General features: G+C 58.8%; 9 protein-coding genes. 7 read left to right on the top strand and 2 right to left on the bottom strand.

Annotated elements, in window-relative coordinates; genetic code table 11:
• Positions 1-84 precede the first annotated feature (84 nt).
• Together BM321_RS05305 and BM321_RS05300 are read left to right on the top strand one after the other, a co-directional pair.
• Complete coding sequence (locus BM321_RS05305; RefSeq protein ID WP_092441779.1) at positions 85-1,041, top strand: PDR/VanB family oxidoreductase; 957 nt, start codon at positions 85-87, stop codon at positions 1,039-1,041.
• Between the two features lie 414 nt (positions 1,042-1,455).
• Positions 1,456-2,355: a SphA family protein gene (locus BM321_RS05300; RefSeq protein WP_175534902.1), complete on the top strand. Its 900-nt coding sequence runs from the start codon at positions 1,456-1,458 to the stop codon at positions 2,353-2,355.
• 340 nt (positions 2,356-2,695) lie between these two features.
• Here BM321_RS05300 and BM321_RS05290 read toward each other — a convergent pair whose 3' ends face one another.
• Complete coding sequence (locus tag BM321_RS05290) at positions 2,696-3,610, bottom strand: LysR family transcriptional regulator (RefSeq protein ID WP_069970812.1); 915 nt, start codon at positions 3,608-3,610, stop codon at positions 2,696-2,698.
• A 257-nt stretch (positions 3,611-3,867) separates the two neighbouring features.
• Here BM321_RS05290 and BM321_RS05285 point away from each other — a divergent pair, with 257 nt between their 5' ends.
• From BM321_RS05285 to pgm, 4 genes are all read left to right on the top strand, one after another.
• A complete protein-coding gene (locus BM321_RS05285) occupies positions 3,868-4,893 on the top strand; it encodes a zinc-dependent alcohol dehydrogenase family protein (RefSeq protein ID WP_092164618.1) in 1,026 nt (341 codons plus the stop codon).
• A 676-nt stretch (positions 4,894-5,569) separates the two neighbouring features.
• Positions 5,570-7,060: a hypothetical protein gene (locus BM321_RS05280; protein WP_092441776.1), complete on the top strand. Its 1,491-nt coding sequence runs from the start codon at positions 5,570-5,572 to the stop codon at positions 7,058-7,060.
• Between the two features lie 96 nt (positions 7,061-7,156).
• The gene (locus BM321_RS05275; RefSeq protein WP_092441775.1) at positions 7,157-8,554 is read left to right on the top strand and encodes an aminotransferase-like domain-containing protein; all 1,398 of its coding nucleotides are present in this window, start codon (positions 7,157-7,159) and stop codon (positions 8,552-8,554) included.
• A 91-nt stretch (positions 8,555-8,645) separates the two neighbouring features.
• Positions 8,646-10,292 carry a phosphoglucomutase (alpha-D-glucose-1,6-bisphosphate-dependent) gene (gene pgm / locus BM321_RS05270; protein WP_092441774.1) on the top strand — a complete coding sequence of 549 codons (1,647 nt, stop codon included), beginning with the start codon at positions 8,646-8,648 and terminating at the stop codon, positions 10,290-10,292.
• Positions 10,293-10,364: 72 nt separating this feature from the next.
• Here pgm and BM321_RS05265 read toward each other — a convergent pair whose 3' ends face one another.
• Positions 10,365-11,060 (bottom strand): pirin family protein, encoded by a 696-nt coding sequence (locus BM321_RS05265; RefSeq protein ID WP_092441773.1) that lies wholly within the window; start codon positions 11,058-11,060, stop codon positions 10,365-10,367.
• Between the two features lie 236 nt (positions 11,061-11,296).
• Between BM321_RS05265 and BM321_RS05260 the strand changes: the two genes are divergently transcribed.
• Positions 11,297-13,765: a UvrD-helicase domain-containing protein gene (locus BM321_RS05260; RefSeq protein WP_092441772.1), complete on the top strand. Its 2,469-nt coding sequence runs from the start codon at positions 11,297-11,299 to the stop codon at positions 13,763-13,765.
• Positions 13,766-13,833: the final 68 nt, after the last annotated feature.

Below are 13,833 nucleotides of genomic sequence, written 5' to 3'. Positions count from 1 at the left end.
CGCATATCACTTTCGTGCTGGCGCTCGCGCCAGCGGTTTCTGTAGGACGGAGCAAGGCTTCGTCTGAGCGCTACGAGGTTTGTCATGAGCTTGATAACAACAAAAGTAACCGCCATCAGGGACGAAGCCATTGATATCCGTTCGTTCGAACTGCGAAGTGTAGGTCCGCAGGCTTTACCGCAATTCACTGCCGGTGCGCATATCGATGTACACATTGCGTCGGGGCTTATCCGACAGTATTCACTGTGGAATTCACCGGTGGAACGTGATGTGTACCGGATCGCAGTCAAGCGGGAGTCACAATCTCGTGGTGGTTCATCTGCCATGCACGACAATGTTCGTGTTGGCGACACACTGCTGATCGGAGCCCCGCGTAACAACTTTGGTATCGCCCGTGGGGACAACCCAGTGTTGCTGTTGGCCGGAGGAATAGGCATTACGCCCTTGCTGTCGATGGCATATGAGCTTCGTGATGCGGGGCGGTTGTTTGCGCTGCGATACTTCACTCGATCACCAGCCCACACAGCGTTTTACGATCAATTAGCGGGACTGGAGCTCCATGCACTGAGCCATTTGCACCACGAAAATGATCCCGATCGGCTGCGTCAGCTCTTAGCCGTTTTGCTCGGAGAACGCGCGCATGGCGCCGATCTCTATGTCTGTGGACCGCGACCATTCATGGACCTGGTGCAGTCAGTCGCCGCAGCGAACTGGCCCGCCGATGCAATACACCGCGAATATTTCGGTGCTGATCCAATCCAGTTAGCCGGCGCCCAGCCATTTCGGCTGCACCTTGCGCGTAGCGGTAGAAGTGCTGTTGTCGGTGCCGACGAGACCATAACCAGCTGTCTGACTGCGCTGGGTGTCGATGTTCCAACCAGTTGCGAGCAGGGTGTATGCGGCACTTGCTTGACTACCGTGCTGGAGGGTGTACCCGATCACCGCGACAACTATCTTACAGACGACGAAAAAAGAACTGGAAATGCGATGTGTTTGTGCGTGTCACGTGCATTGAGCGAGGAGTTGGTGCTAGATATCTAACTTCATGAAATTTCTTTGCTTTTCAGTCAGTATGTGCGCGCCAAAAATTTGATGCATAAGTTCTGCGCTTAGAAAGTCGAGGCATAGTGCAATGCCAAGTCTTCAGTCGGGTGTTGGAACGTACAACGCAGTTTGTCGTGTTGATTTGAACGGTTGAATGGTGGGGAGCATTTTGTATACCGCCCTGTTTAAGTGGGACTGCATTGAAGGGTAAGTCCTCTTCGAACTGCTAATTGGTCGGTGGCAAGAACTGAAATTCCTCTGTCTGCAATGTGAGTGCTGTTGCTGCGGTTTGCTGCAGGCAAATATGTGCTCGGCTCCGATTGTTTTTGTGGAAGTGATTCACAGTGCTCGATGAACGCGCTTGGAAAAAATAACGTTCCTTATATTAATAATAATGAGTGGAAGTGCGCAATGAGAACCAAAGACGTCTATTTGAAATGGCTGGCGATGGGCTATGTCGCTTTCGTATCGAGCGCTGATGTTTATGCGACAGAACAAGGTAGTCTCTCCTATCCACTGGGTGTCAGTACTGTAATGGGCGGCGCCTACCCCGCGGCGGGTGAAACATGGTTCCTGAATTATACTCAAGTGTATACGTCGAAAAAATTCGCTGACGGTAATGGGCATAATGTGGTGCCGGGCTTTGACGCTAATGTTGTCGCGGATGCGATGCGATTTGCCCATAGCTGGAACATTGATATGAAAGGGTTCGGAGTTTCGAGCGTGTTGACCGTTCCGGTCGTCCATACAGATATTGGTAACTCGTTTGGAAAAGAAAAAAACACGGGGGTTGCGAACGTCGGTCTCGAACCTTTTGATCTGACATGGGCTTCTGCAGATCATAGTGTGTTCGGCTATGCGGGGGTTGCTATCTACATACCTACGGGGAGTAATGTTTCAAATAGCTACTATAGTTTTGTTCCTCTTTCTACGGTGACATGGTTTCCTACTCCGAAAGTTGAAGTTTCGGGTAGCGTTGGTGTCGAATTTCATACAAAAAACAGTGATACCGATTACCAGTCGGGGCCCGTCGCGTTCGTCGAGTATGGGATAGGTTACCACGCGTTCGATTCAGTGCCTAAGCTATCCATCGGTCTGGGAGGCTATGCAACTAAACAAATCGCGGATGACAGACTTGACGGTGAGACATTTGGCGATGGGTTTCGTCAGCAGGTCGTTGCGGTGGGCCCTCATATTACTTATGGGGACTCTAAAGGCGGCGTTACTGCCAAGTGGCTGCATGAGTTTGAGGGGGAAAACCGGCCAGTCGGAGATCGTTTCTACGTTCAGTTCATGCTGCCGTTCAAATGATTCAGTAAGTTCCTGCTTGGTCGATCCCCACGGATGCGTTGCAGTCATTCAGGTGCAGAAGAAACCTGCGAAGTCGACGGGCCTTGTTGAGTTCCACCCAGCCGCGCCCATCGGCAAATTCCAGGATAGCCCGGATGATAATGCGCATGACATCGACTGAGTTTTCGTTTGAAAAAAACCGCATTATCGGGGGGGCATCGGTGGGGGTATCCTTTCTAAGGCTGCCGAAACTTGCCCCCAATTATGCCCCATAAGCTCTGGAATCCATTGGATTTATACAGGCGGCAGCAGACCAAAATAAAAATAACTTGTTGTTATGAAACGGTTTTATGAAGTTCCATTACAGGCTATCGGGGTCCCCAAAGAACATCTGAATCCGCGAACGCAACCAGCGCTCCCCAGGATCATTGTCCTGAGACCCCCGCCAGGCCATGTGCAGTTCGAAGCTGCGCACCGGTATGGGCGGGTCTTCGGCGCGTACGCCACCGGCGGCGGTCAGCGCGTCGGCGGTGTAGTCGGGCACGGTGGCGATGATGTCGGTGCCCGACAACAGGGTGCTCAAGCCGTTGAATTGCGGTACGGCCAACACCACATGACGTTTACGGTCGAGTTTCGCCAGCTCTTCATCGATGAAACCGCTCAAGTCACCGGCGAAGGAGACCAGGGCGTGGGGGCGAGCGCAGAACTCGTCCAGGGTCAGCCGTCCCGGCGCGGTGTCGGCCCGTAGTACTTTGGGCAGGCTGCGCCGCAGGACCTTGCGCTTGGCGTTGGCCGGCAGGTCGTCGGTGTAGCTGACGCCGATGGAGATTTCACCGGACGCCAGCAGGCCCGGCATCAGGATGTAGTTGACCCGGCGCACCACCAGCACAATGCCCGGCGCTTCGGCCCGCAGGCGTTTGAGCAGCATGGGCAGCAGGGCGAATTCGGCGTCGTCCGACAGGCCGATGCGAAACACCGAGGTGCTGGTGGCCGGGTCGAATTCCGCGGCGCGGCTGACTGCCGTGGAAATCGAATCCAGGGCTGGAGAGAGCAGGGCGAAGATCTCGACCGCCCGCGCCGATGGTTCCATGCTGCGGCCGGTGCGCACGAACAGTGGGTCATCGAACAGGCTGCGCAGACGCGACAGCGCGGCACTGATGGCTGGCTGGCCAAGAAACAGCTTCTCGGCCGCGCGGGTCACGCTGCGCTCATGCATCAACGTTTCGAACACGATCAACAGGTTCAGATCGACACGCCGCAGGTCATTACGATTCATCTGGGGTCCTGGCAGATTCGGTAAGCTTGACGTGAACGGCCATATGGGAACAATGGCCGGCATGAATCTTACGGGGAAAGACTGGTACTCTGCACCGGCTAATTGAGTTTTCTTAGGTTAAGTCCTACAGGAGTGGTTGGTTTTTCTTGCTGCGGAATCAATGACAGGCATGTCGACTATTAATAGCCACTGATGGTCTTGGCCACAAAGCCCGGATAGAGTTCGTGGCATTAGAGGTTACTTTGACGAGGTTTGCGATGTCCCGCACGATCCGTTTTCACAAGTTTGGTGGTGCCGAGGTGCTCAAATGCGAAGAGCATGCGGCGGCTCTTCCTGCGCCAGGAGAAGTGCAGGTCCGCGTCGAAGCGATCGGCATCAGTTGGTACGACACCTTGTGGCGCCAGAACCTGGCGTCCTCCCAGGCACGCCTGCCTTCGGGCCTGGGCCATGAAATGGCCGGAGTGGTCACGGCCGTCGGCGACGGCATCGATGACTTGGCCGTGGGCGACAAGGTCGCCAGTTTTCCGGCCGAAAGCCCGAACGATTATCCGGTGTACGGTGAAGTCATCGTGCTGCCCCGCACCGCGCTGACCCGTTATCCCGACGTGCTCAGCCCGATCGAAGCCGCCGTGCATTACACGCCACTGCTGATCGCCTACTTCGCCTACATGGACCTGGCGCGGGTCAAACCGGGGCAATTCGCCTTGGTCACCGATGCCAGTCATTGCGCCGGCCCGTCCTTTGTCCAGTTGGGCAAGGCCTTGGGAGTGCGGGTGATTGCGGCCACCAAGACAGCTGACGAGCGTGAATACCTGCTGTCGCTGGGCGCCGAGAAAGTCATCGTCACCGAAGAGCAGGACTTGCTGATGCAAATCAATAAGCTCACCGACAGTCGTGGCGTCGATGTGGTATTCGACGGCCTTGGCGGGCCGCAGATGTCACTGTTGGGCGATGTGCTGGCCCCCCGTGGCAGCCTGGTGTTGTATGGCTTGCAGGGCGGTAACCAGACGCCGTTCCCGGCCTGCGCGGCGTTCCAGAAGAACATCCAGTTCTTCGTGCACTGCATCGGTAACTTTACCGGCAAACCGGAACTGGGCATCCTCCAGGACCAGGTGGCGTTGCAGCGTGCATTGCGTGATATCAACCAACTGACCGCCGATCGCGTGCTGTTGCCACTCAAGACTCGGGTCTTCCCGTTCTCCGAGTTTGTCGAAGCGCACCGGTACATGGGTGAATGCCCTTGCCGTGAGCGCGTTGCCCTTCAGGTCGTCGACCCCGCCTGATAGCTGTCTTGCGCAAGAGTCATCGCCGGGCTCTTGCGCTGCCTCCGGTTCGATCCCATCCCACCTTTCCCACGCACTGGCGCCTGACGGCGGTGCGTTCGTGCCTTGCAAGGCCCCTCAAGCAACCTGTCCGAGTTCTCTCGAAGCAGAAACGGTTTGCCGGTTAACAATCTGAACTGGTTTTTGCCCTCAATCTGTATCTTCTAATCATTATTTAAGTCCTGATAATTGAACGCTGATTTCCATATCAAGGAAGAAGTCGTGGTGCGGTGTAACTTTTTCGAAGGCTTTCATCCTTCAAGGCGTATTCAAGGTACAGCGAGCGTTAATTGGCACGGGGCTATCTATCGATCCTGGGAAAAACAGGGTGGGGTAGACGGTCAATTAAAGTTCGGTAAGTTCCTTATTTCTCGTACTCATTGTCTGTGGGACGTTGTCGGAATTCTCCTAGGACGTACCGCTAGCCCGGCAAGGCCCCGTGTTTTCAAGGCCCGCAGCGGCGGTGTCCGGGCGCATGGGGTGACTTTCTGCGTATGTATCAAATAATTACGACAAGCAACGCTTGGGCGTATTGCTAATACTCTTTGAGTACTAGAACGATTCATTCAGACCAACACGTCGCGCGGTCACGTTGGTGCGGGTGCGGCGCCGATAGTTGAATTTCAGGTAAATGGCTATGAGTGCAATTCATGAGCAGGCAATGACTCACGTATATCAACAGGTACTGCAACGATTGTTGGGTTTTTATTCCCGGGCCGAACGGACCGCGTTGCAGCTTTTGATCCAGCGCTTGATTGTCGCCGCCGGAGGCATCGATCGGATTGGCGATTATCGTGTGTTGACGGTCCAGAACGGGAGCCGGGAGAGCTTTTATGTACTGACCGCCTTGCGGGCCGCCCAGTTGAGCATCGCGGGCCGGCATCCGGTGACCTTCGCCTTGCGCGTCGCCACGCCGCGCCTGAGCGAAACCAACCAGGCGACGCTGGAGAACATCCACCGCTGCTACAGCGCACTGTTTGTCTATGACGATCCCCGGGTCGAATTGCTGATGGCGGATAACCGCGAGGTGTTGCCGTTCAATCACCGCCAGCCCTTGTCGGTGGCGGGGCACGAGGCCAATCGCATGGACCTGCTGGCCTTGGGGCACCTTCGCTCGGTCGACAGTCCCCTGGAAATCGGGAACGACGGTTACCTGGCGATGGCCGAATTCTATCGGCACATGGCCCGCTGGGAGTCTGGCGTGGACTCGATGGTCAGCAGCGATACGCCGCGCCAGCAAAAACAGTTCATTTCAGGCCTGCGTCGCGCGGCCCGCAAAATCGGTCTGCCGACCGACAATATCAGTTGCTTCGACAGCCTCTTCGCCCACCTCGATAACTTGAGCAGTGACCTCTACGAGCATTTCTACGGTCCCGAGCGCCTTGGCGCCTGGAAGCCCGAGGGGCATTTCGAGGCCTGCCGGCGGATGAGCCACATCGGCATCGACGACCTGATCGTCGACCGCCTGGAGGGCACCAACTGGCCGCTTTTCAACGAATTCCTGCGGGTGCAGACCGACGGCATCATGCCCTCGGCGATTGAAAACGAATACCTCAGCCCACTGCTGTCGGCCCATTTGCATGGCCTGCAGGCCTGCTACGTGCAAGGGCGCAGCTATGAAACGGGATACAGCGACTACGTACAGCGGACGATCATGATCATGCATCGCAAGCAACTGCCGGAACACGCCTGCGAGCAGGCCCGGGCGTTGTTCGGCTCACCTTCGGCGATTCCCGAGCGCCGCGCCTACGCCGCCCTCGAAGCGCAAAAGGTCCTGGGGCTCAGCGAAACGCAACTGGTGTGCATGCTGTTCGCGCCATTCGTGGAGCAGGGCGCGGGCCTGGAACACTTCCTGCGCTGTTGCCACCCCGGCATGCTGGTGGCGATGCCGGACCTGCACAAGGCCATGCAGGGCGCGGCGGTCGCCGATCAGATCGCGCAATGGATGGTCGACGTCAGTGGCCTGCCCATCGATATCCTTGGCAAACTGTACCGGGCGAGCGTCACCGTGCCGGAACAACCGGAAGCGGTTCCGGAAGCCGACCTGCAGCAGGCCCTTGACGACGTTGATAGCGTAGAAGCCGGGCAGGCCGCCGATGAGCCGCACGAACGCTCGGCAAGGCACTGAGGAACGAGGTTTGATGGACTCGTCTACCTCGTTCCTGGTCGTGATGCCCGGCGTTGCGTCCTGGCCGACTGCAACCGGTTCGCCTGGCGTGATTCCATGAAAGGTTGCCGGGAGACAGACTTCGCCTACCAGGCGGTTTATCGCTACCTGACCACGTTGATCAACGAACTGGAAGTAGATGCGCGGGTGCGCCTGCCTTCGCTGCGGCAATTGGCCGAGCGTCTGAATGTGTCGATATCGACCATCCAGTACGCTTATTCGTTGCTGGAGAAGGAGGGGCGGGTCTACTCGATCGCCAAGTCCGGTTATTACGCGCTGCCGGCACCCAGCATGACGCCCCTGGATGGCGGCGACGATTTGCTCGAGAGCGTGTACGTCAATGCCCGGCGGCCTGGCATGCTGGTGCTCAGCGCGGACGAGCCGGCGTCGATGCAGCCGTTGGACAGCCCGATGCTGTTGCTCGAACGCGAGCTGCTGCGCCAGTACCCACGTTCCTCGCAGACGCCCTCGCAACCCTGGGGCGAGCTGGAACTGCGCACCGCGCTGGCGGCCCGCTACACCTCTTCGCCGGCCCGTTGCTGGAATGCCGATGACGTCTACATCGGCGCCGATCTGCAGGGTGTGCTGGAGATCCTGATCGCCGTGCTTGCACTCAGGGGCGCCACAGTACTGATCGAGTCGCCCTGCGACTGGGCGGTGTTGCGGTTGCTGCAGGCAGCCGACATCAACATCATCGAGCTGCCACTGCTGGCCGGCGAGGGGATCGACATCGAACAGTTGGAGCAACTGCTGGAGAGCGAAACGGTACGCCTGGTGGTGCTGTCGTCAGTCCTGAACATGCCAACGGGTTCGCTGGTTCCTGAAGAGAACCGTCGTGCCATCGCCCAATTGCTGGAACGGCATGGCACCTGGGTGCTGGAGAGCGACAGTCATACCGACCTGGCGTTCGAGGCCGGGGCGACGCCTTTTCGGGATTTGCTCGACCCGGACCGGTTGATCGTCTACTCCACGTTCGAGAAGACCATCGGCCCAGAGGCGCCATATGGCTACGTGTTGTCGCGCCAGATGACCCTGCACCTGCAACGACACTTCCTGCTGCGCGCGTTTCGTCTGTCGCCGATTCGCCAGAAAGCCATCGCCCGGCTGTACAGCAACGGTCGGATTGACCAGCATTTGCTGGTGTTGCGGCGCCTGCTGCGCGAAAGCGCGGTTTCGACCGCACAATTGCTGCGCGAGCGGCTGGGCGATAGCCTGCAATGGGCGGAGCCCCAAGGTGGCGCGACGATCTGGATGCGCTCGACGCGACGGGTTGATTTGCGGCGGGTTTTCCATCGGCTGCTGGCCCAGCGAATCGTCATCGCTCCGGGGGAGTTGTTCAGCCTTCATGGCCTGTATGGGCAACATATGCGCCTGACCCATGCGCTCAATGGCCCCCAGGAACTGGATGCCGCACTCTGCGCGCTGGCCGACGCCCTGAGGCTCGAACAAGCGTAATCGGCGGCGATGGATCGAACCCATCGCGCCATGGTCGAACTGTCAGTAAACTGCACCCCATTTCCCGAGCCACTCCACTCAGAGGTTTTGCATGACAGTCAGTCCATTTGCGGGCAAGCCGGCACCGGCAGAGTTGTTGATCGATATCCCGCGACTGGTGACGGCCTACTACACCGGCCGACCCGATGCCTCGGTTGCGACCCAGCGCGTGGCTTTTGGCACCTCCGGCCACCGTGGCAGCTCCTTCGACCTGGGCTTTAACGAGTGGCACGTGTTGGCAATCAGCCAGGCGATCTGCCTGTACCGCGAAGCCCAGGGCATCAACGGGCCGTTGTTCGTCGGTATCGATACCCACGCGCTGTCGACCCCGGCGGGCGCCAGCGCACTGGAAGTCTTCGCCGCCAACGGTGTGACCGTCATGATCGCCGAGGGGGATGAATACACCCCGACGCCGGCGGTTTCCCACGCCATTCTCTGCTACAACCGTGGCCGCACCTCGGGCCTGGCGGACGGTATCGTCATCACGCCGTCCCACAACCCACCGCAAAGCGGCGGCTACAAGTACAACCCCACCAACGGCGGTCCGGCCGATACCCATATCACCAAGTGGATCGAAGCCAAGGCCAACGAACTGCTGGCCAACCAGCTCGCCGGCGTCAAGCGAGTCAGCTACGAGCAGGCCCTGAAAGCCGATACCACCCACCGTCACGACTATGTCAACACTTACGTGGCGGACCTGGTCAATGTCATCGATTTCGATGCCATCCGCGCCGCCGGGTTGAACCTGGGCGTCGATCCGTTGGGCGGTGCGGGCGTGCGCTACTGGCCGGCCATTGCCGAGCATTACCGCCTGGACCTGGACGTGGTGAACACCCACGTGGATTCCACCTTCCGTTTCATGACCGTCGACTGGGATGGGCAGATCCGCATGGACCCATCCTCCAGCCACGCCATGCAAGGGTTGATTGGCCTGAAGGAGCGTTTCGACGTGGCCTTCGCCTGCGACCCGGACCATGACCGCCATGGCATCGTGACGCCGTCCGGCGGCCTGTTGGCGCCGAACAATTACCTGGCGGTGTCCATCGACTATCTGTTCCAGAATCGCCCGCAATGGCGCGCCGATGCCGGCGTGGGCAAGACGGTGGTCAGCAGCGGCCTGATCGATCGTGTCGCCAAGCGCCTGGGGCGCCGTCTCTACGAAGTGCCGGTGGGCTTCAAGTGGTTTGCCGACGGCCTGTTCGATGGCTCCCTGGGCTTTGGCGGTGAAGAAAGTGCCGGTGCTTCGTTCTTGCGCAAGGACGGCGGCGTCTGGAGCACCGACAAGGACGGCCTGATTCCGGCGTTGTTGGCAGCTGAAATGACGGCGCGCACCGGTCGCGACCCGAGCCAGGCCTACCGCGCCTTGACCGACGAACTGGGTGAACCGTTCTCGGTACGCGTCGATGCCAAGGCCAACCCGCAACAGAAGGCCCTGTTGAGCAAGCTGTCGCCGGATCAGGTGACCTCTACCGAACTGGCGGGGGAGAAGATTCAGAGCATCCTCAGCCATGCACCGGGCAATGACCAGGCCATCGGTGGCCTGAAGGTCATGACCGAAAACGGCTGGTTCGCGGCGCGTCCGTCCGGCACCGAGGATATCTACAAGATCTACGCCGAAAGCTTCATTGGCGATGCGCACCTCAAGCAACTGGTGGCTGAGGCGCAAACGTTGGTGGACGGGGCTATCACCAGCAAGTGATACCTGTGATGTGAGCTTGTGGCGAGGGAGCTTGCTCCCGCGCCACAATAGCAGCAGTGCAGCGATGCGGGGTTAGGCGAGGTCCACGAGCACGATTTCGCTGTCTTCGACCGCGGTCACCCGCAATATCCGTTCATCTTCAATCGCAACACCGTCTCGAGCTTGTGCACGCAACCCATTGATTTCTATCAATCCTTTCGCTGGCACAAGATACGCTCGTCGACCCGCGTCCAGCCGGTATTCCGCACTTTCACCTGCCTTGAGATTGGCCGCGACCAGTCGCGCGTCGGCGCGAATGCGCAGGCTCTGGTCGTCGCCGGCCTTGCCACTGGCCAAGGTCACGAAGCCTTCGCGCGAGTCCTTGGGAAACGGTTTGGCGCCCCACGACGGTGCCAGACCTTCTTCATTGGGAATGATCCATATCTGGAAAATGCGTGTGGCTGTCGACTCCAGGTTGTATTCGCTGTGGGCGATCCCGGTACCCGCGCTCATGACTTGTACGTCGCCAGCTTCCGTACGGCCCTTGTTGCCCAGGTTGTCCTGGTGGCTGATCGCGCCTTCGCGCACATAGGTGATGATTTCCATATCCCGGTGCGGGTGCTGGGGAAAACCGCTGCCGGGGGCGATGACATCGTCGTTCCAGACGCGCAGGTTGCCCCAGTGCATGCGTTGCGGGTCGTAATACTCGGCGAACGAAAAATGGTGGTGGGCATCCAGCCAGCCGTGGTTGGCGGCGCCCAAAGTGGCGAAGGGCCTGAGTTCGAGCATGTTGGTGTCCTTTTCGCTGGGAGCGAAAGCAATGGTTGATGGCGCTATTCTCGCGAAGGAAATCATCGACAAAAAGCGTAAAAAACTCGTCAAACCTATCGACTAACCAGATATGAAATCGTGAGCCAACTTTCACTTCATCGCCTAAGCCCATGACTTAAAAGCTTTTGGGTGGAACCTGGCAGCAAATACAGACACCATAGCCGGCATGGTTCATGAACACCGGAGTCCCCAGCGTGTCGCAACACACTCCCGATCTTCCCCCCGAGCTCCTATCCCTGGCCCAGATGCCCTTGCTCAAGCGCCTGGCCGCCCGGCTCTTCGGCCATGGCCTGACGCGTCTGCGCGCCCAGCACCGAGCGTCCTGGTTGCACGGTCAGGCCGACGGCTTCCGCAGTGGTCATACCGCCGGTTTCGACTATGGCTATAAGGAAGGCAGGGCCGAAGGGCTCGAGGAGGGCCGCCAGGTCCTGTTGATCCGCGATTCGCGCAGCACAGAGCATCCGGCACCGCAGGTGGATGATTTACTGTTCGATGACTGGCGCCTGCCGCTGACCACCGAGCTGAAGAAACGTATCAAGGCGGACGTTGCCCGATTGCTGCCGGCCCATGCGCAACCGAGTGCCGCGCAATGGAAGATGATTTTCAGCGATACGCCGTCTACCTCGGTGGTCGCCGGGGCGGGTGCGGGCAAGTCGACCACCCTGGTGCTGCGGATTGTGCTGCTGTCCCACTACCTGGGCTTCGAACTGGACTCAATGACCGTGGTGACGTTTACCCGGGAATCGCGCAAGGACTTCATCCAGAAATTGATCGACGTGTTTGCCCTGTGGGGGCGAACCGTCAGCCTCAAGCAAGCGCGTGATCTGGTGCGCACCTTCCATTCGCGTATCTTGCCCATGGTTCGCAGCCTGCCCGGGTTCGAGCGGCTCCAGGCCTTCGAGACCCTGAGTCATCGCGCCGAAGCGGACGACGACGCCCAAGGCAATCCCTTTGAATTGCGCATCAATGATGTCCAGCGTCAGCAACTCAATGCCTGTTACTACAACCTTTACCAGCGGGATGCGCGTTTCCGTGAGTTGATCCAGCCGTTGTCCCGCCATGCCCTGCAGCTCAAGGAGCTGGAACGCGATCACCCGGATGTGCAAAAACGGGTGGCCGTGACCGAACTGGCGGCCCAGCGCGACGAAGAATTGTGCGATGCCGTCGAAGACCTGTGGTTTCGCGCCGGTGCCTGGCCAATCAAGGGGATCGAGCCAAAGCGACACACTTTCGAAATCAATGGTTCGACATTCCACTGCCATGGCTACGCGCCCTCACTGGATGCCTGGGTGATGCTGGGTTTCGATCCGCAGGAAGACGCCCGGCTCAGTCGTCCGGGCGCCAAGTTGAGTATCCGTGCGGAGTGGGCGGTAAAGCGCACCTTGTTTCAAGCTTTCTGCCGTAAGCCACTGATATGGATCGAAAGTTATGAGGCATCAAAGCGTGTGGTGGCATCCATGGCCGGCGACGCCAGTGCCGGCCCCGGGTTCGACTATAAGGTCAAGGGTGAACTGGGTTCGGCGCCATTGTTGGACTGTTTTGTCGCGGCGGCGGGCTTTATCGAGAACCTTGGCCTGGACGTCCCGGACGCCGTGGGCCGGATGTCCTTTGCCCAGGATGACCCCGATCGGTATTTCTTCGAGGCGCTGAGCCGTTACTGGCGGGCATTCGAAGACCACTTGCTCGATCAATCGCCGCCGATCATGACCTACAACCGCATGTTTGCGCTATTCAGCGAACACTCGCCGGAAAATTTCAAGTTGCTGGCCGATGCCTTGCTCAGGCCGCTTTCGCACCTGATGATCGACGAGTTCCAGGACGTATCGCCGCAGATCGTCTCCTGGCTTCGCGCCAGTCTTCGGGAGGTCCGCAGCCGTGGTCCGGCACTGCACGTGGGGCGCGGTGCCCAGCGTTCGTCCTTGTTGTGTGTCGGGGACGATTGGCAATCGATCTATGGCTGGCGCGGCAGCTCGCCGAGCTACTTCATGGCATTCAATAAGCAATTCCCGTCACCGGCGACAACCCGGGTGATGCTCACCGACAACTACCGCAGCCACCAACATATCATCGACGCGGCCGAGCACATCGTGCGCGCCGCGGCGGCTATCCCAGGCAAAAAAGCCAAGGCCAGCGGCGTGCCCCGATCGCTGAGCCCGGTCAACGTGTTGGATCGAGACGACGAAGGGCTGGCCCTGCGATTGGAGGAGCACTATCGCAAGGGAGATTCCATCTTGATGCTGTATCGAAAAAGTAGCGATAAGCTATTGATAGAAAAATATATTCAGCCAACAGTTAATGTCGATTCTAGCTTGCCGTACGACGCCCGACGGCTCAGGCAAATGACCTACCACAGCGCCAAGGGGCTCCAGGCGGATGCGGTGTTCTTGTTGGGCGACTGCCAGCACCTGAGCAGTTCGCCCTACAAGAACCAGGTCTATCGGATGGCCGGGCTAGGCCAGGATGGAGACGCCGAACCTTACGACACGGCGCAAAAAGACGAAATCCTGCGCCTGGCGTATGTGGGCATCACGCGCGCCGTGCAGCACTGTTACTGGTACGTCGATGGCCAGGACGGCCAGGCGGTCAACGGGCCTAAGGCGTCGGATCGTATTGCAGCGGACAAGCCCTTTTTCGCTGACCATCGTCGTGCCCGCAAAGGATGAAGCAAAAAGAAACACCGAGTGGCGGGGCAAAAGCGTACCGCAGGCCATAGAAAAACGGCGCCTTCCAG

The organism is Pseudomonas sp. NFIX10 (genome assembly GCF_900111955.1).
GTDB classification, from domain to species: Bacteria; Pseudomonadota; Gammaproteobacteria; order Pseudomonadales; family Pseudomonadaceae; genus Aquipseudomonas; species Aquipseudomonas fluorescens_AA.
The sequence above is the reverse complement of the archived record's forward strand: the minus strand, read 5'-3'. Positions and strand labels throughout refer to the sequence as shown.